Raw genomic sequence first — 18,161 nt, 5'->3', positions numbered from 1 at the left:
GAGGGTCCCGTGAAAATCCTTGTTTGCGGACAGAACTATGCGCCGGAGCTGACCGGGACCGGGAAGTACACGGCCGAGATGGCGGAGGCGCTGGCGGCGGCGGGTCACGATGTCCGCGTGGTCTGCGCACCGCCCTACTATCCCGCCTGGCGCGTTGGCGAGGGCTATGCGGCCTGGCGCTTCAGCCGCGAATGGCGCGGCGGGGTACGCATCTACCGCGCGCCGCTGTGGGTGCCGCGGCGCCCCACCGGCGTCACGCGCCTGTTGCACCTCGCCAGCTTTGCGGTGTGCGCGCTGCCGGCGTTGCTGGCGCAGGTGCCGTGGCGGCCCGATGCCGTCATCGCCATCGCGCCGAGCCTGATGAGCGTGCCCGCCTCGCTGGCGCTGGCGCGCATGACCGGCGCCAGGAGCTGGCTGCATGTGCAGGACTACGAAGTGGACGCTGCCTTCGAACTGGGGCTGCTCAGGCGTGCCTGGCTGCGGCGCGCCGCGCTGTCCGTCGAGCGCTTCCTGATGCGGCGCTTCGACGTGGTGTCCACCATCTCGGAGAGGATGGCCGAGCATGCCACGCGCAAGGGCGTTCCCGCCGCGCGGGTGTTCCGCCTGCCGAACTGGGTGGATACCGGCGCGGTCTTCCCGCTTGACCGGCCCAGCACCTACCGCGAGGAACTCGGCATTGCGCCGGAGCAGATCGTGGTGCTGTACGCCGGCAACATGGGCGAGAAGCAGGGCCTGGAAGTGCTGGTGTGCGCCGTGGCGGCGCTGGCCGGCAATGCGGGCATCACCTTTGTCTTCTGCGGCAACGGCCCTGCCCGCGCCATGCTCGAGACCTACTGCGCGGGCCTGGAGAATTGCTGCTTCCTGCCGCTACAGCCCGCCGACCGTTTCAACGAGCTGCTCAACCTGGCGGATATCCATGTCCTGCCACAGCGCGGCGACGCTGCCGACCTCGTCATGCCGTCCAAGCTCACGGGCATGCTGGCCAGCGGCCGCGCGATCATTGCCATGGCCAATGTCGGCACCGAACTGTTTGCCACCGTGTCCGCGCGCGGGGTGGCGGTGCCGCCGGACGATATCGACGCCCTGGCCGGCGCGATCAAGGCGCTGGCCTCGGATCCCGCGCGCCGCGCCGAGCTCGGCGCGGCGGCGCGTGCCTACGCCGAGGCCACGCTGTCGTCCGATGCCGTGCTGTCCCGTCTCGACGCCAGGCTTCGCGCCTGGGGCGGTGACGGACCGGAGCGGCCGCAGACGGCAGAGGCGCGCGGCGCGGAGGACCTGACGGCGCATGCGCTGCAGCCCGGGAAAACGGAATAGGCCGCGGCGCCGCGCAATGCAATTGGCGCGCGGGCGCGGGTCGCAAGGGACGAGCAGGACGAGCAGGACGAGCAGGACGAGCAGGACGAGCAGCCGAGGAGGGAAGCGCGAGATGCCAGGCAGACAACAGGCAGCGGTGCAGGCAGGCGGCGCCCCGGAGGCGCCGGCGCGCTCACGCGCCGGCCTCCGGCGGGCAGGGGAGGATTGCCGCCATGCGTAACCGCTTCGCGCCGCTGTGGATCTGGATGATGCTGTTCCCGCTGGCGCTCGATTTCAAGAGCGTCGATGGACAGGGCAGCCGGATCCTGCAGATCCTGCTGGCGGTGCCCGCGCTCGGCGGGGGCATCGCGCTGGCGCTGATCGCACCGCGCTTCACCGGGCGCACCCGGCTGAGCCGGCTGGTGATGGCGGCGCTGATGCTGACGGTGCCGGGCAGTCTGGTCCCCCATCTGCTGCAAGGCAACGAGACAGGCAATTACCTGCGCGTGCTGCTGCCGTTCCTGCTGTTCCTGATCGGCTACCTGGCGGCGCGCCATCCCTGGCCGCAAGACCGGCTGGAACAGGTCGAAACGGCCATGTTTACGGGCATGGCGGTTTCGCTGCTGTTTACCTTCGGCTACGGCATGGCGGTGGGCGGCGGGCTGGAGAACGTCCGCTTCCGCATCGTCGCGCCGGCCTTTCTTGCACTGCAGGGCGTGCTGCTGCATGAGTTCGTGATTGCGCGGCGGGTGAGCAAGAGCAACCTGCTGCTCTTCATCGTCACCGTGGTGGTCGAGTTGCTGAGCGTGACCCGGAGCCTGCTGGTCGGCACGGTGTTGTTGTTCCTGTTCGCGACCTGGCTCAGCGCGCCTTCGATCCGGCACCTGCTGCGCGCCGCCTTGCGGGCGGCGGTCATCACCACGACGCTGGTGGGCGGCACGGCGCTGGTGGGCTCGGCGCTGTTCCCCGCGGTCGCGGCGCACTGGGCCCAGCGCATCGCGGCGGCCAAGGCCACCGAGTCCGGCGTGGACCCCACCACCGCGACCCGGCTTGCCGAGCTCAAGGACCAGTTCGACCAGGTCACGCAGACCAAGACCTCGATGGTGCTCGGCAAGGGCTACGGACACCATTACCGCTATTCGCCGGCCTACCTGCCCGCACTCACCGGGCAGATGACCGAGAAGGAGTTCTACGCCATCAACGAATGGACGGCCGGCCACAATTTCTGGGTCTACCAGTTCTTTGCGGGCGGCTTGCTGTTCGGCATCGCCATGCCGCTCATGGTGCTGTACGCGCTGTTTTGCGGCAGCGTCGCCTACCGGCACTGGCGACGCGTGGCGCCGGACGCGCCTTACCTGGCCGTGCTCGGGCGCGCGCTGCTGGTGCTGGCGGCGCTGCCAGCCACGTCGATCGGCGGCAATCCGCTCGGGCCGCGCTTTTCCGGCCTGCTGTACGGCGTGGCGCTGGGTCTGCTGGTAGCCACGCAYGCGCGGCTGCGCCGCGCGCAGGCCCGCAGCCAGCAAGCCCGGGAGGCCGAGGCTGCCGGCGCGGCATCCGTGCCGCCGGTGCGCCCGCCGCTGCCGCGGCCGGTGCCGTTGCCGCTGCCGGCCCCGGCTACGGCCACGGTCGCCGACCCGCAGGTGCCACGCCTGCGCTATCACTCGCGCGGAGCATCCCGATGAAGATCCTCCAGCTGCTCGCGTCGGTCGATCCGGCCTGCGGGGGGCCGGTGGAAAGCGTGCGCCAGGGCAGCGCGCAGATGATCGCGCAGGGGCATCGCGTCGAAGTGCTCTCGCTGGACGCGCCGGACGCGCCATGCGTGGCCGCTTTCGCGCTGCCGCTGCATGCGCTGGGCCCGGCGCGCGGCTTCTACCGCTATGCGCCGCGGCTGGTGCCGTGGCTGCGCGCGCATGCGGGCGAGTTCGACGCGGTGATCGTCAACGGGTTGTGGCAGTACCACGGCTTCGGGGCCTGGCGCGCGCTGCGCAAGCTGCCGGTCCCCTACTACGTCTATCCGCACGGGATGCTCGACCCGTGGTTCAAGCGCACCTACCCGCTCAAGCACCTGAAGAAATGGCTCTACTGGCCGTGGGCGGAGTACCGCGTGTTGCGCGACGCGCGGGCGGTGCTCTTCACCGCGGAGGAAGAGCGGCGTCTGGCGAGCCAGTCGTTCTGGCTATACCGGGCGCGCGCGCTGGTGGTGCGGTTCGGCACGCAGGCGCCGCCGCAGCGGGATGCGGGCGGGGTGGCGCTGCGCGAGTCGTTCCTGGCTGCGTATCCCGAACTGCGGGGCAAGCGCATCGTGCTGTTCCTCGGGCGCATTCACGAGAAGAAGGGTTGCGATCTGCTGATCGAAGCGTTCGCCCGCACCGCGGAAATGGATCCCGCCGCACACCTTGTGATCGCCGGCCCGGACAGCGCCGGCTGGCTGCCGCAGTTGCGCGCGCAGGCGGCGGCGGCCGGCGTCGGGCAGCGCGTGAGCTGGCCCGGCATGCTCAGCGGCCCGATGAAGTGGGGCGCGTTCCATGCCAGCGATGTGTTCGCCTTGCCGTCGCACCAGGAGAACTTCGGTATCGCGGTGGCGGAGGCGCTGGGCTGCGCGGTGCCCGCGCTGATCTCGGACAGGATCAACATCTGGCGCGAGATCGAGCACGACGGCGCGGGGCTGGTCGCGCCGGACACGGCCGACGGCGTCGAGACGCTGCTGCGGCGCTGGTTCGCCATGGACGAGCAGGCGCGCAGCGCCATGCGCGCAAGCGCGAAGGCCAGCTTCGAGCGGCGCTTCACGGTCGAAGGCATGGCGGGCGACCTGCTGCGCGTGCTGCAGGCGCCGGGGACCATGCAGGAGCAGGAGCAGGTGCAACAAGCCGCGCCGGCGCCCGCCGTGCCCGTGCCGGGCTGGCGCGCGGGCGATGGTTGAGGGGGGCGGGCACGAGAAGGCAAGCGCGCTTGGCCGTCGTTGGCGCAATGTTGGCGAACGTGGACGAGCGCACGGTAGGAAGATGGTTGCAGCGAGGGTTGCCGTCCGGCTCCGGGGCCGGCGCGCGAGGAGTACGCCATGTTCATCGATACGAGAAAACTGCAGGACGACACGATGGTGATTTCGACCGTCTGCATCATCGGTGGTGGTGTGGCGGGAATTACGCTGGCGCTGGAGCTACATCGCCTCGGTATCGATGCCTGCCTGCTGGAGAGCGGCGGCTATGCCCCCGACGACGAGACCCGCGACCTGTACCGTGGCGAGAACGTCGGCCTGCCCTACAGCTTTGCCGATGGCAGCCGCAGCCGCTTTCTCGGCGGCAGCAGCAATTGCTGGGGCGGGTGGTGCCGTCCGCTGGATCCATGGGATCTGGAAAAGCGCAGCTGGGTCGCGCACAGCGGCTGGCCGTTCGGGCTCGACGAACTGACGCCCTTCTATGAGCGCACCCACGACCTGCTCAAGCTCGGCCCGAACAATTTCGACCCCGCCTACTGGGAGGCCGCGATCCGCCGGCACGACGTCAGGCGCCTGCCGCTGAGCGGCGAGTATATCCGCGACACCATCTCGCAGTTCAGCCCGCCGGCGCGCTTCGGCAAGCTCTACCGTGCCCAGCTCGAGCAGTCGCACCGCATCAAGGTGTACCTCTACGCCAATGTCGTCAATATCGATGCCAACGCCGATGCGAGTTCGGTCTCGCGGGTGTCGGTGGCCACGCTCAGCGGCCGCCGCATCCGGGTGGCGGCGCGCCTGTTCGTGCTGGCCACGGGCGGCATCGAGAACGCGCGGCTGATGCTGGCCTCGAACAATGTGCAGGCGGCCGGCCTGGGCAACGGCGCGGACCTGGTGGGCCGCTACTTCATGGACCATCCACGCCTGCTGTCCGGCAGCGTGCGCTTCAGCAAGGCATGGGAGCGCAACAAGCTGTACGACATCAAGTACCACTACCAGAATGCGGCCGTCAGCGCCTATGGCACCCATGTGTCCTCGCAGTTCGCGCTCAAGCAGGCCGTGCTGGAGCGCGAGGGCTTGCTGAATTCGCGCGTATGGTTTTTCTCGCAGTTCTACGGCGAAGGCAGTACCGGCGCGGAGGCGCTGATCCGCACCAAGCAGGCGCTGCTCAAGAAGGACCAGCCGGGGCGCAAGCTCAGCGCCGACCTGCTGACGATGGCTGCCCACCCGATCGATACCGTGGGCTTTGGACTGACGCGGCTGCTGCAGCCGCGCTCGCTGATCACCGGCGTGAAGATGCAGGCCATCGTCGAGGCCGAGCCCGACCCGCACAGCAGGGTGACCCTGTGCGAGCAGCGTGACCGGCTCGGCGTGCCGCGGGTGCGCGTGCACTGGCGCGTGGGCAGCCTGGTGCAGCGTACCTTCGACCGCACCTTTGCCCTGCTGGCAGACGAACTGCAGCGCAGCGGCGTGGCGCAGGTCACGCTGGATCCGCCCATGGAAGGGCAGCCATGGCCTGCCTCGCTCGAAGGGACGTGGCACCACATGGGCACCACGCGAATGCACGATTCGCCAAATTCGGGAGTGGTGGACCGCAACTGCCGCGTGCACGGCCTGGCCAATCTCTATGTGGCCGGCAGCTCGGTGTTTCCCACGGTGGGCGCGAACTTTCCCACCATCACCATCGCCGCGCTGGCGCTGAGGCTGAGCGGCCATATCGCGCGCGAGCTCGGCATGCCATGCGCAACGTACAAAAGCGAGGCCGACGCGCCGCGCAAGGCACCTGCAACGGTGCCCGAGGACGACCTGGCGATCGCTGCTGCCGCGATCGCGCCCGTCGTGCCGGCCGTGTCGGCGGTGATGGCGATGCCCAAGGAGTAACAGGACGTAACCAGAGGTAACCAGGCGTGACAGTGTTGCCAGACAAGACGTACAGGGCACGGACGAGCCGGCATTGGCGCAGATCTTGCGGAGATTGCCGAGCCTGCGGCGTGCCTGCGCGCGCTTGCCCGGGCGCAATGGCAACCGGTCCCGCACGCATGCGGCATGGCTTTGCGGAGGAAACCAGAATGCACGGTCAGCGACTATCTCCGGACGTCAACCATCTGCTGCTCGGCTTGCCGCGCGAGGACTGGGGTGCCATCTCCGACTACGTGGAACTCGTCCGCATGCGCCCCGGGCAACTGCTCAGCGAGAGCGGCCAGCAAGCGAGCCATGTCTACTTCCCCACCACGGCGGTGGTGTCGATGCTTTCCTACCTGGAGGACGGCACCGCCATCGAGATCGCCACGGTGGGCAACGAGGGCATGATCGGGATTCCGGTGGTCACGGGCGGCTACGCCATGCCGTTCAGGCTGGAGGTGCAGACCGCCGGCTACGGCTTCCGCCTCGCGGCGAACCGGTTGCGGCAGGAATTGCTGCGCTCGCCCGCCACGCTGCGCGCGGTGTTGCTGTACGTGCAGGCGCTGATGACCCAGATCGCGCAGACCGCGGTGTGCAACCGCTACCACTCGCTGAGCCAGCAGGTCTGCCGCTGGCTCCTGCTGTCCGCCGATCGCCTCTGTTCGAACGAGATCGCCATCACGCAGCAGATGATCGCCGCCCGCCTGGGCGTGCGCCGCGAAGGCGTGACCGAGGCCGCGGGCAAGCTCGCGGAGCAGGGCCTGATCCATTACAGCCGGGGCCATATCACGGTGATCGACCGTGGCCGGCTGGAGTTGCACGCCTGCGAGTGCTACGGGCTGGTCGCGCGCGAGTACGGGCGCCTGCTGTCCGGCCGGCCTGCCGAATCCTTCCATCGCGAGGGCGCGGGTCCTGCGCGGTCTTCCGCCGCCAGCTGCGCGCATCTGCCGCAATCAGCCCATTCAGGGAGCTGCCTGTGAATACCTTTACGCAATCCGGCCCCGCGCCGGCGTTCCGCGCGCAGGCTGCGGCCGCGCGCTCTGAGCTGGCCCGCGCGCTGCATGATCAAGCCGGGATGATATTCGGCGTGACCGTCTGCGCGGCCCTGTGCGGCGCGATCTACGCCTGGTCGCTGCCGGCCGTATACCAGGCCGACGCCATGGTGCGCCCGGATGCCGGCAAGCGCGTGTCGCAGGGCGGCAGCGCGGCGCAACCCGCCAGCGAACTGCGCGCGGATGCGCTGACCAGCCGCGCGGTGCTGACCCCGGTGGTGCGCGAATCGAGGCTGGATATTGTCGCGCTGCCGCACATGCTGCCCGTCATCGGGCCCCTGTGGGCGCGCTTCGCTGGCAACGCGGAAGGCGGCCCGCTGGCGTCGCCGCTGGCCGCCTTGTCGGAGTATGCCTGGGGCGGCGAGCATATCGATGTGCTCGCGCTGAACGTGCCCGAGGCACTGCTCAACCAGCCGCTCACGCTGGTTGCGCTCGACGACGGGCAGTTCCGCCTGCAACGCGCGGACGGCTCGATGCTGCTGACCGGCAAGGTCGGCGATGTCGTGCGCGGCGACGGCGTATCGATGAAGCTGGCGCGGCTGGATGCGCGCGAGGGAACCCGGTTCGAGCTGATGCGCCGCGACCCGGTCACGGCCTACGATATGCTCGTGCGCGGCCTCAAGACGGAAGAGGTGCGCGGCACCTCGGCAAGTGCCGTGCCGGGCACGGCGAGCGCGGATGGCGGCGCGCCCCGCGCGGTGCGCATCACCTGGCGCGATGGCGACCCGGCGCGCGCCGCCGCCGTGGTGAATGCCGTTGCGCATTCGATCTCGGATACCGAAGTCATCCAGCGGCGCGAGCAGGCGGACCAGCAAATGGATTTCGTCACCGGCGAGCTGCCGCGGGTCAAGGCGCAGCTCGAACAGGCCGAAGCCGCGCTGGCGCGGCATCGGGCCCGCGTCGGCTCGATGCAGCCGGCCGAGGAGTCGCAGTCCTACCTGAGCGGCAGCATCGACTACCAGAAGCAGATCTCCGCGCTGCGGCTCGAGCGTTCGCGCCTGCTGCGCAAGTTCACCACGGAGAGCCTGGAGGTCCAGGCGGTCGACGACCAGCTCCTGCAGCTCAACAGCGACCGGCGCAACCTTGATACCCAGCGCAAGGGCCTGACCGAGGCCGAGCGCGAATCCGCGGCGCTGACCCGCGACGTGAAGGTGGCCGAGGATACCTACATGGCCTTGCGCCGGCAATCGCAGGCACTGGCGCTGGCACATTCGGACAGTACCAGCGACGTGCGCCTGGTGGACTTCGCTGTGGCCCCGACGCTGCCGGCCGGCCCGGACCGCATCTTGCTGACGGGGCTGGCGGCCTTCCTCGGCTTGCTGGGCAGCGTCGCCGTGGCCGGGTTCAAGGGCCGCGCGCGCCGGGGCATGGCGAGCGCGCCGGAGATCGAAGGCACGCTGGCGCTGCCGATGGTGGGCGAAGTGGTATTCAGTCCGGAACAGGCCGAGCTGGAGCGCCGCAGCCTGACATCGCCGCGCTCGCTGCTCGCGCCGACGCTGATCGCCACCGAGCATCCGCAAGCCATGCGCCTGCCTTCCGGTGTCGGCGTCGGCGGCGCGGCACGCGCCGGACTGCGCGGCGCCGTGGCGCCAGCATCGGCGCGCCCGGAAGTGGTGAGCGAAGAGCCGCCGCCGGCGCTGCACGACCGCTACCTGCTCGCGCGGCAATACCCGCACGCGCCGGCCGTGGAAGGGTTGCGCACCTTGCGCGCCGCCTTGCATTTCGCCATGGAGGGCGCGGTCAACCATATCGTCGCCATCACCAGTGCATCGGCAGGGGCAGGCAAGACCTTCGGCGCGGTCAACCTGGCGGTACTGGCGGCCGAAGCCGGCATGCGCGTGCTGCTCGTCGACGCCGACCTGCGCCGCTCCCGCGTGGCCAGCCAGTTCGGGCTGGAGGGTGCGCCGGGACTGGCGGACCTGCTGTGCGGCACGCTGGCCCTGCACGATGCGATCCGGCCCACATCGGTCGGCGGGCTATGGCTGCTTGCCGCCGGCACCCGGCCGGTGAATCCGTCGGAGTTGCTGATGCTGCCGGCGCTGCGCGAGCTGCTGCTGACCTGCGACGCGGGCTTCGACCTGATCCTGGTCGATACGCCGCCGATCCTCGCGGTGGCGGACGCGGCACTGGTCGGGCGCCTGGCCGGCTCGACGCTGCTGTTCGTGCGCGCGGACTGCACGCCGCAGGAGAAGGTGACGGAGGCGCTCAAGCAACTCGAGCGCGCCCGCGCCAACGTGATCGGCGGCGTGCTCAACGGGCTGCAATTGCGCAGGAGCAACCGCGAGCGCTGCGGCGAGACCATCAGCTACCTGCGCGCCACGCCGTCGGAAGAGCCCGCCGCGCCCGGATGGCGGATCTGCTGAACCCGGCACCCCGCCGGCAAGGCTGCGGACTCCCTGGCACTACAGAAGGTGCCGGGGATGTCGCGCGGGCGCGGCAGGCCGTCACCCGGGCGAATGTGAGTGAAAACGCACGCCGGCGACGCGCCACGATGAAATGTTTGTGACAACCCTCAACTGAGGCCCTCCAGCCGCCGTTATGCGGTGGAATACCTGACGGAATTCGTGGTGAAATCCAGCGATGATGCCGGGTAGTCGGCCATGGCTGGCCACGGTCGTCGGCTCGAGAATGAGGGGGGGCAATGAATCTGATAAAAGCACTCTGGTGGTGTCCGCTGTCCTTGCTGACCACCATTTCCGTGCCGTCGCCCGATCCCGGGTTCGAGATGCATGCCGCGGCAACCGCGGCGCAGGGCGGCCACGGCGGGGGGGACCAGGTCGCCGCGGCGGCCGGGAGGGCGCGCGGCACGCAGGGCTACCCGCCCGGCAACGCCTGAGTGGATGCCGCCGCCGCGCGATACGGCGGCGGGCTGCCTGGGGTGGACCACCTAAGGCTGGCTGTTGCCCTCGGTCTGGTCCGGCGCCTTGCCGCCGGTGGGCAGGCGCGTCTGGCCGAGCAGGCCGGTGGAACTCGCGTAGCTGAAGAGATCCAGGTCGCCGCGCAGTCCCAGCTTGCGCATGGCGGACATCTTCTGCGTGCTGATGGTCTTGATGCTGCGTCCGAGGTTGGCCGCGATCTGGCTGACCGACATGCCCGTCAGGTAGAGGCGGATGACGCTGATCTCGCGCGGGCTGAGCGCGCCGAACCGTACGCGCGGGTCCACCTGGGGGATGGCGCTGTCCAGCAGTGCCTGTATGGTCGGCGAGAGGTAGGGGCGCCCGGCCAGCATCTGTCCCAGCGCCGTCGCGATGTGCGATGCATCGTCGAGCTTGCTGACCACGGACAGTTTCTCGAACCTGGACAGCTTGCCGATCTGCGCGGGATTGTCCAGCATGGTGACCACCACGATCCAGAGCCCGGGGTAGTGCCGGCGCACCAGGTCCAGCATGTGCATGCCGTCGCCGTGGACGCCTCCGGGCATGGCGAAATCCGTCAGCAGGATGTCGCACGGCAGCCGGTTGAGCAGGGCGATGATCTCGGTCGAATTGCGGGCAACGCCGGCAATCTCGATGCTGTCGAACTGGGCCAGCAGGCCGCGCAGGCCGAGCAGCATGACGGGATGGTCGTCGGCGATGACGATAAGGGTTTTGGAGGACATAGCATCGGCCAGCATGGACTCATATCCGGGAGGACGCTGCGCGGGCGCGCAGTGATCGTAGGCATGGCGGCGCGGGGCGCCGGCAGGGCCGTCGGCTTCAGACTGTAGCCGCGACGGCGCGATGGCGGTTTGCGAAATTTCGGCAAATCAGGGGATATGCGGCGCTGGCGGGACCGGCGCACGGGTTCGCCGGGGCAAGGGACGGGCGGCTGTGGCGGGGGTGGCTGGCCGGAAATGGTCTATTTCGCCACGTGGCCAGTATTTTGGGAAATCTCCGACAGTTCGCGCGGAAAATTCCTCACGACTATGAAGTAACGTCATAACATAATCCGCGCTTCACCTGCGAAGGCGTGGCAGTGCCGGCGCGGGCGGGCAGAGTGTGGGAATCTTGGGGGAGAACGGGAGTGGCAACGATCCTGATCGTCGACGATCATCCGGCATTGCGCCTGGTGATCAAGACTCAGTTGTCGCAAGTGCTGGGGGTCGGCAATATTCTGGAAGCCGACAATGGGCAGGCTGCAATCGAAGCCGTGCGGCAGTTCGAGCCGGATCTCGCCATCCTGGATCTCGACATCCCGCGCATCAGCGGCCTCGACGTGATCCCGCGGCTCAAGCTGGTCCATCCGCCGATCCGCATCCTGGTGATCTCGGGGCAGGACCAGGCCACGTTCGCGCCCCGCGTGCGCCAGGCCGGCGCGCAGGGCTTCGTCAGCAAGATGCAGGACATGAAGGAGATCGTGCGCTGCGTCGAAGCGGTGATGGCCGGCTACACGGTATTTCCCGAGATGCGCCAGCAGCGCGAGTTGCCGCAGGTCATTCAGCGGGCGGACGAAGAACGGCTGATGCTGCTGTCGGACAAGGAGATCGTCATCCTGCAGATGCTGGTCCGCGGCTTGTCCAACAAGGCCATCGGCGAACTCCTGTTCATCAGCAACAAGACGGTGAGCAGTCACAAGACGCGCATCATGGGCAAGCTGCAGGTCAGCTCGCTGGTGGACCTGGTCGACTTCGCGCGGCGGTGCAGGCTGTCGCCGGGGCAGTGACGCGCGCGGGTGGCACGGGCAAGCCGTGCCGCTGCAGTGCCGCAGCGCGGCTGCCTGCCTCCGCCTTGTGCTTTCCTGCCTCCCGCCCGTTCTCGTCCTAGTTGCGCCTCGGTTGCTCTTCGCCGCTTGCTTCGGCAAGGTCTTCATGCGGGGCAACCGTGCCTTGCGCGGTCGCGCCGAGATAGCCGCGCAGCGTGCGCTCCAGCGTGGCCAGCCCGACCGGCTTGACCATCACGCCATTCATGCCGGCGGCCAGCGCGCGCTGATGGTCTTCGGACTGGCCGCTGGCGGTGCAGCCGATGATCGGGATCCGGCTCACGGCGTCCTGCCGGGCGCGGATCGCGCTGGCGAGTCCGTAGCCATCCATCACCGGCATCATGCAGTCGCAGATCACCAGGTCCGGGGGCGCGCGCAGGATGGCCTGCAAGCCGAGCGCGCCGTCTTCGGCCGTGCAAGAGGCGATGCCGAGCCGCTCTAGCTGGCGCACCAGCAGCAGGCGGTTAGGCGCGTGGTCGTCCACCACCAGCACGCGGCAGGCGGGTGGAAACGGCGCGAACCCGGTGCGCTGGCCAGGTGGCTTGGATTGTGCCGGCGCGGCGGCCGACACTTCCAGATCGAGGCGCACCACCACCCGCGTGCCTTGCCCCGGCGCGCTTTCGAGGGTGACCTCGCCGCCCATCTTGCGCACCAGGCTATGCGAGATCGACAAGCCCAGCCCGGTACCGCCGGTATTGGGGCGTCCGGCCGATTCCACCTGGACAAAGGGGCGGAACAGCTTGCCGATGGCTTCGACCGGAATGCCGATGCCGCTGTCTTCGATCACGATCTCCAGTGCCTGCCGGCCATCGCGCGCGGCGTTGCCGTGCAGCCGGACCTCGACACCACCGCGTTCCGTGAAGCGGATTGCGTTGGAGACGAAATTGCCGATGATCTGCCTGATGCGCAGCATATCCACCAGATGGGCCGGCGCCACTGCGTCGTCCACGCGGAGCTCCAGGGTCAGGCCCTTTTGCGCCGCCACCGGCCTGAACATCCGCACCACTTCATGCAGGCCCTTGCGCAGGCATGCGGCGCGCAGTTGCAAGGTGAACTGCCCCGCCTCCAGCTTGGAAAGATCGAGGATATCGTCCAGCAGCGACAGCAGCGAGGTGGCCGCGCCATGCGCCGTGCCCAGCTGCTCGCGGTCGCGGGTGCCGCGCCGGCGCGTCAGCGTCAGTTCCAGCATGCCGAGGATGGCGTTCATGGGGGTGCGGATCTCATGGCTGATCGAGGCCAGGAAGGTGGATTTGGCGCGGTTGGCCGCCTCCGCGCGGTCCTTCGCGGCGGCCAGTTCGGCCAGCATCTGTTCGCGCTCGGTCACGTCGATCCAGCCGCCTACGATGCCGGCTGTGCGGCCGTCGGCCCGGCGCAGCTGTACCGCCCAGCTGATCACGCTGCGCATCTCGCCGTTGATCACCAGGCGGCGGTCGGCGCCGAACGGCAGGCCGGTTTTCAGCACGTGCCGGTAGATGTCCCTGCATTCTTCGTGGCCGATGTCGGACGGGACCGTGGAGCGCGCGAAGCCCGGCGCGGTGCCGCGCAGCGCTTCGCGCTTCGCGCCGAGCGCGTTCTCGTAGGCGCTGTTGCAGGTGATCATGCGCAGCGCGTTGTCGCGCAGGAAGATCGGTTGCGGGATGCCGTCCAGCACCGTGGCCTGGAACGCGAGCTGGTCCAGCAAGGCATGTTCGGCCGCGGTGCGCTGCGTCACCTGGCGGCGCAGCGAAGTCACCCATGCCAGGGACAGCCCGCTTACTGCCAGCGGCAGGGCCGCGCCGGCCATCAGCCAGGGCAGCAGTTGCCGCCAGGCAAGCACCGGCGTGCGCGCCTGCGTCCAGTGGGCGCGCATGGCGCCGAGATCTTCGTGCGAGATGCTGAGCAGGGCCTTGTTGAGGATGGCGAGCAGTTCCGGATGCTTGCTGGTCACGCCAAGGCCCACTTCCAGCGGCATGCCGCCCGTGGCCGTGGCGATGCGCAGTCGGCCCGCGTAGGCACGCTTGAGCATGTAGTCGGCCATGAAGGCGCTGGCGATGGTGGCGTCAGCCTTGCCCTCGGCCACCATGCGGAACGCTTCCTCGTAGGTGCCGGTCTCGTGCCGCCTGACGGGGTAGCTGGCGCCCACCAGTTCCTGGATCCCGTTGAATGGCGGCCCCGCAATGACCTTGCCGGCAAGGTCGGGCAGGCTGTGGGTGCTGTCGTTGCCAACGTGCGTGACCACCACCCAGTTGCCTGAATAGTACGGGGCGCTCACCGTCAGTGCGCCCAGGCCGGTGGCCGGATGGTTCAGCGGCAGGACCGGCACGACGTCCAGCGTGCCGGTGTCGATGTCGGCGCTCGCGGCCGCGGCGCTGGCGGGCCAGTAGGGCACGAAGCGCAGCCCGGTGCGCTGCCCGACCAGATGCAGCACCTGCTCGGTCAGTCCTTCGAGCCGCTGCCCGGCGTCGATGAACTGGAAAGGCATGAGATCGCGCGACGCCAGGTAGCGCACGTCCGGGTGGCCGGCGAGCCAGGCGCGCTCGGCGGTGGACAGGTTGAGCTTGTCGGCGATGTTGAAATCAAGCGCAACGGGAACCCAGGCGTTGTCGATCTGGCGCTGCAGTGTCGCGGGCAGCCCGGCCAGCGCGCGGTCGACGATCCTGCCCAGCGCGGGGTCGGCGACGGCGAAGCGCACGCCATCCGGCGCGATCGGCGCGAAGTTGCGCGCGGTCAGCTCGTCATAGTTGTACTGGTCGATCAGATAGCTGGCCGCGGTCGCGCTGGTGACCATCACGAAATCCGCCTTGCGCACCAGTTCGTCGAGCGCGCCGAGCAGGTTCCCGAACGGCTGCAGCGGCGCATCCGGGTAGGCCAGCTGCAAGGCATCCGGCGATACCTCGCCGCGCAGGTAGCCGATGGTGCGCACCGCTTCGTTGTGCTCGCTGTCCCGGCGCGACACCAGCTCGACCAGCCGGTGCGCGCGGTAGGGCGCGGTGCGCAGGCCGTCGGCGTGCCCGTCCAGCGTAGTGGTAGCCAGGTCGATGGCGCCTTCGTCCAGGGCGCGCCGCGCGGCTTGCTGCGACGGATAGCGCTGGATGGACAGCGGCATGCGCAGCCGGGCGGCGAGCACGGCGAGGTAGTCGGCCGAAATCCCGCGGTATTCGCCTTCCAGGTCGATCAGGTCGAACGGCGGCAGGTAGTTGCCCACCACGCCCACCCGCAGGCTCCGCCGCGCGCGGCGCCAGGTCGCCAGTTCGGGGTCGTCGTCCAGCGGTGCGCCGCTCCATTGCGCGGGGCGGGTGCCAGGGGCCGTGGAGGCGGCCAGGGGCTGGGCCAGCCGGATCTGGGAGTTCAGCAGCAGGGCGGCGGGCGGCGCCGGTTCCGCCGCTGCGGGCATGCCGTGGCACAGCGCCAGCAGCGAAACCGCGAGGCCTCCGGCAAGGCGGCCTTGCCGCGGCGGCGACGGCAGTTGCGTTCTCCGGGGCGGCAAGCCCTTGGCGAAGCGCGGCGGAAGACAGCGGCACATAAGGGAGTCTCGTCGAAGGCCGGCAGGCCGGCAGGGTTCACGCCGGCAGCCGTGGCCGGGAGGACGCCGCGGGTTCGGGGCGGCTTTCGTGACGAATGTAAGGGCCGCCAGGACCGGCATCGCTGTGAAACATCTGAAATGATCGTCGGCACTTTCCGCTACTTGCGTACGCAATTGCCTACGCCGGGGGGGCGGCGGCGAGGGGATTGTCCGGAGCACTGGCGGCGAACAGGTGATTCATGCGTAGCGGCATCACTGCTGCGATGGCCGCGATAGGGCGGCCCTATCCAGTAACAATAGTATTTTTCAATCAGTGTATTTGTGACGATAAATTGTACAAATAAAGGGGGCGCCCTCAGAATCGGGTCTTCGCTGCAACACACGCGGCCATCCACCCCCAAGTCACCCAGGAGCTTTTCACCATGCTGCAATCCCGTGAAGGTCAACGCGTTCCCAATGTCACGTTCCGCGTCCGCGAAAACAATGAATGGAAGACCGTGACCACCGCTGACCTGTTCGAGGGCAAGACCATCGCGCTGTTCTCGCTGCCCGGCGCCTTCACCCCGACCTGTTCATCCACCCACCTGCCGCGCTACAACGAACTGGCCCCGGTCTTTGCCAAGCATGGCGTCGACGCGATCCTGTGCGTCTCGGTCAACGACACCTTCGTGATGAACGAATGGGCGAAGGACCAGGAATCCGAAAACATCGTGATGATCCCCGACGGCAACGGCGAGTTCACCGAGGGCATGGGCATGCTGGTGGACAAGACCGACCTGGGCTTCGGCAAGCGCAGCTGGCGCTATTCGATGCTGGTGAAGGACGGCGTGGTCGACAAGATGTTCATCGAGCCGGAAGAGCCGGGCGACCCGTTCAAGGTCTCGGATGCCGACACCATGCTGAACTACATCGCTCCCGGCGCGAAGAAGCCCGACCAGGTCGTGGTCTTCTCCAAGGTGGGCTGCTCGTTCTGCGCCAAGGCCAAGCAGATGCTGTCCGACAACGGCTACGAGTACATCGACGTGCCGCTCGAACACAAGATCCGCGGCAAGGTGCTGGGCGCCGTGTCCGGCAACATGACCGCGCCGCAGATCTTCATCAACGGCAGCCTGATCGGCGGCGCCGAAGCGCTCGAGACCTATCTCGTGCGCTAAGCGCGCCCGCACCGGCGGACCGGCAGACGGATCCGCCGCGCTTCACCGCCGCAAGGGCATGGCGCCGGCAATGCCGGCAGCCTCGCCCCAGTCGGCGGACCCGATGGCAGCACCAGCACCGGCACCAGCACCAGCACCAGTGCCGGCGCAAGCCGCCGCTGCCATCGGGTCCGCTGATTGAAGCAGACTCACCAGGAAAACATTCTCATGACCACCACGCAGAGCCAGCAGAAGCAGACCGCGCAGACCATCCACACCGACGTCGCAGTGATCGGCGCCGGCACCGCCGGCCTGGCTGCATACCGCGCGGCGCGCGCGGCCGGCAAGCGCGCCGTCATCATAGAAGGCGGACCGTATGGCACCACCTGCGCCCGCGTAGGCTGCATGCCCTCCAAGCTGCTGATCGCGGCGGCCGAGGCCGCGCACGAACTGCGCCACACCGCGCCGTTCGGCGTGCACGTGGACGGACAGATCCGCGTCGACGGCCGCGAGGTGATGGACCGCGTCAAGCGCGAGCGCGACCGCTTCGTCGGCTTCGTGGTGCGCGGCGTGGACGGCATTCCGGCCGAGGACAAGATCCGCGGCCATGCCCGCTTTATCGACAATACCGTGCTCGAAGTGGACGGGCACACCGTGGTGCGCGCCAGCCGCGTGGTGATCGCCACCGGCTCCAGCCCGATGGTGCCGCCGCCGCTGAAGGTGTTCGGCGAGCGCCTGGTGGTCAACGACGACGTCTTCGCCTGGGACGACCTGCCGCGCCGCGTGGCGGTGTTCGGCCCCGGCGTGATCGGCCTCGAGCTGGGCCAGGCGCTGTCCCGTCTGGGCGTGCACGTGCGCGTGTTCGGCCTGCGCGGCGGTGTCGGCCCGCTGACCGATCCGGCCATCAAGGCCAACGCCGTCGCCAGTTTCCGCGAGGAGTTCTATATCGACCCGGACGCCGCGCTCGGCGAGATGCGCCGCGATGGCGACGAGGTGGTGATCAGCTTCACCGACATCGAGGGCAGGCTTGTCACGGAGCGCTTCGACTACGCGCTGGCCGCCACCGGCCGCGTGCCTAATGTGCGTAGCCTGGGGCTGGAGAACAGCGGCCTCGAGCTCGACCCGCGCGGCGTGCCGGTGTTCGATCCGGCCACGCTGCAATGCGGCCCGGCGCCGGTCTTTATCGCCGGCGATGCCAACGATATCTTGCCGCTGCTGCACGAAGCCGCCGACGAGGGCAAGGCCGCCGGCGAGAACGCGGCCGCCTATCCCGCAGTGCGTGCGCTGTCGCGCCGCGCGCCGATCGGCGTGGTGTTCTCCGATCCGCAGATCGCCATGGTGGGACAACGTCATGCCGACCTTGCGCCGGACAGCTTCGTCACCGGCGAGGTGAGCTTCGAGGACCAGGGCCGCAGCCGCGTCATGCTCAAGAACCGCGGGCTGATGCACGTCTATGCCGACAAGCGCAGCGGCCGCTTCCTCGGCGCCGAATGGACCGGCCCGCGCGCCGAGAACATCGCGCACCTGCTGGCTTGGGCCTATCAGCAAGCGCTCACCGTGGAGCAGATGCTGGCCATGCCGTACTACCACCCGGTGGTGGAAGAGGGCCTGCGCACCGCGCTGCGCGATGCCGCCGCCAGGCTTGCTGCCTGAGATGCATCGGCCGATCTTCG

Annotated in this window: 12 protein-coding genes; 10 read left to right on the top strand and 2 right to left on the bottom strand. The window is 68.9% G+C overall.

What is annotated here, in order from left to right; translation table 11 throughout:
* Positions 1-9: 9 nt before the first annotated feature.
* The 7 genes from AC1DK4_RS05810 to AC1DK4_RS05780 all read left to right on the top strand — a co-directional run bounded on the left by AC1DK4_RS05810 (position 10) and on the right by AC1DK4_RS05780 (position 10,012).
* Positions 10-1,314: a glycosyltransferase WbuB gene (locus AC1DK4_RS05810; RefSeq protein ID WP_441614556.1), complete on the top strand. Its 1,305-nt coding sequence runs from the start codon at positions 10-12 to the stop codon at positions 1,312-1,314.
* A gap of 212 nt (positions 1,315-1,526) precedes the next feature.
* Positions 1,527-2,975 carry a hypothetical protein gene (locus tag AC1DK4_RS05805; RefSeq protein WP_441614554.1) on the top strand — a complete coding sequence of 483 codons (1,449 nt, stop codon included), beginning with the start codon at positions 1,527-1,529 and terminating at the stop codon, positions 2,973-2,975.
* A complete protein-coding gene (locus tag AC1DK4_RS05800) occupies positions 2,972-4,213 on the top strand; it encodes a glycosyltransferase (protein WP_441614552.1) in 1,242 nt (413 codons plus the stop codon). Before AC1DK4_RS05805 ends, AC1DK4_RS05800 begins: the two co-directional genes overlap by 4 nt.
* Positions 4,214-4,351: 138 nt before the next feature.
* Positions 4,352-6,103 (top strand): FAD-dependent oxidoreductase, encoded by a 1,752-nt coding sequence (locus tag AC1DK4_RS05795; protein ID WP_441614550.1) that lies wholly within the window; start codon positions 4,352-4,354, stop codon positions 6,101-6,103.
* Positions 6,104-6,291: 188 nt separating this feature from the next.
* Positions 6,292-7,104 (top strand): Crp/Fnr family transcriptional regulator, encoded by an 813-nt coding sequence (locus AC1DK4_RS05790; protein ID WP_441614548.1) that lies wholly within the window; start codon positions 6,292-6,294, stop codon positions 7,102-7,104.
* Positions 7,101-9,539: a polysaccharide biosynthesis tyrosine autokinase gene (locus AC1DK4_RS05785; RefSeq protein ID WP_441614546.1), complete on the top strand. Its 2,439-nt coding sequence runs from the start codon at positions 7,101-7,103 to the stop codon at positions 9,537-9,539. The genes AC1DK4_RS05790 and AC1DK4_RS05785 overlap by 4 nt, the downstream gene beginning before the upstream one ends.
* Before the next feature lie 278 nt (positions 9,540-9,817).
* Positions 9,818-10,012: a hypothetical protein gene (locus AC1DK4_RS05780; protein WP_441614544.1), complete on the top strand. Its 195-nt coding sequence runs from the start codon at positions 9,818-9,820 to the stop codon at positions 10,010-10,012.
* Positions 10,013-10,063: 51 nt separating this feature from the next.
* Here the strand turns inward: AC1DK4_RS05780 and AC1DK4_RS05775 are convergent, their stop codons facing one another.
* On the bottom strand, positions 10,064-10,789 hold the full coding sequence (locus AC1DK4_RS05775; RefSeq protein ID WP_441614542.1) for a response regulator: 726 nt from the start codon (positions 10,787-10,789) through the stop codon (positions 10,064-10,066).
* 389 nt (positions 10,790-11,178) lie between these two features.
* On the opposite strand from AC1DK4_RS05775, the gene AC1DK4_RS05770 reads away from it, so the two are divergent.
* Positions 11,179-11,817 carry a response regulator gene (locus AC1DK4_RS05770; RefSeq protein WP_441614540.1) on the top strand — a complete coding sequence of 213 codons (639 nt, stop codon included), beginning with the start codon at positions 11,179-11,181 and terminating at the stop codon, positions 11,815-11,817.
* Between the two features lie 97 nt (positions 11,818-11,914).
* Here AC1DK4_RS05770 and AC1DK4_RS05765 read toward each other — a convergent pair whose 3' ends face one another.
* Positions 11,915-15,355, bottom strand: a complete 3,441-nt coding sequence (locus AC1DK4_RS05765) for an ATP-binding protein (RefSeq protein WP_441614538.1) — start codon at positions 15,353-15,355, stop codon at positions 11,915-11,917.
* 422 nt (positions 15,356-15,777) lie between these two features.
* Here AC1DK4_RS05765 and AC1DK4_RS05760 point away from each other — a divergent pair, with 422 nt between their 5' ends.
* On the top strand, positions 15,778-16,509 hold the full coding sequence (locus AC1DK4_RS05760; RefSeq protein ID WP_441614536.1) for a glutathione peroxidase: 732 nt from the start codon (positions 15,778-15,780) through the stop codon (positions 16,507-16,509).
* Between the two features lie 207 nt (positions 16,510-16,716).
* Positions 16,717-18,141, top strand: coding sequence for a dihydrolipoyl dehydrogenase (locus tag AC1DK4_RS05755; protein WP_441614534.1), 1,425 nt, complete (start codon positions 16,717-16,719; stop codon positions 18,139-18,141).
* The last annotated feature ends 20 nt before the right edge of the window (positions 18,142-18,161 follow it).

It is taken from the genome of Cupriavidus sp. 05N38, assembly GCF_056397345.1.
Note: the sequence above shows the minus strand (reverse complement) of the source record. Positions and strands in the feature narration are given on the sequence as shown.

Excerpts from the sequence above, each read along its gene's own strand:
- AC1DK4_RS05800 (WP_441614552.1), top strand. The coding sequence starts at position 2,972 with ATGAAGATCCTCCAGCTGCTCGCGTCGGTCGATCCGGCCTGCGGGGGG.
- AC1DK4_RS05795 (WP_441614550.1), top strand. The coding sequence starts at position 4,352 with ATGTTCATCGATACGAGAAAACTGCAGGACGACACGATGGTGATTTCG.
- AC1DK4_RS05790 (WP_441614548.1), top strand. The coding sequence starts at position 6,292 with ATGCACGGTCAGCGACTATCTCCGGACGTCAACCATCTGCTGCTCGGC.
- AC1DK4_RS05780 (WP_441614544.1), top strand. The coding sequence starts at position 9,818 with ATGAATCTGATAAAAGCACTCTGGTGGTGTCCGCTGTCCTTGCTGACC.
- AC1DK4_RS05775 (WP_441614542.1), bottom strand. The coding sequence starts at position 10,789 with ATGCTGGCCGATGCTATGTCCTCCAAAACCCTTATCGTCATCGCCGAC.
- AC1DK4_RS05765 (WP_441614538.1), bottom strand. The coding sequence starts at position 15,355 with ATGTGCCGCTGTCTTCCGCCGCGCTTCGCCAAGGGCTTGCCGCCCCGG.
- AC1DK4_RS05760 (WP_441614536.1), top strand. The coding sequence starts at position 15,778 with ATGCTGCAATCCCGTGAAGGTCAACGCGTTCCCAATGTCACGTTCCGC.
- AC1DK4_RS05755 (WP_441614534.1), top strand. The coding sequence starts at position 16,717 with ATGACCACCACGCAGAGCCAGCAGAAGCAGACCGCGCAGACCATCCAC.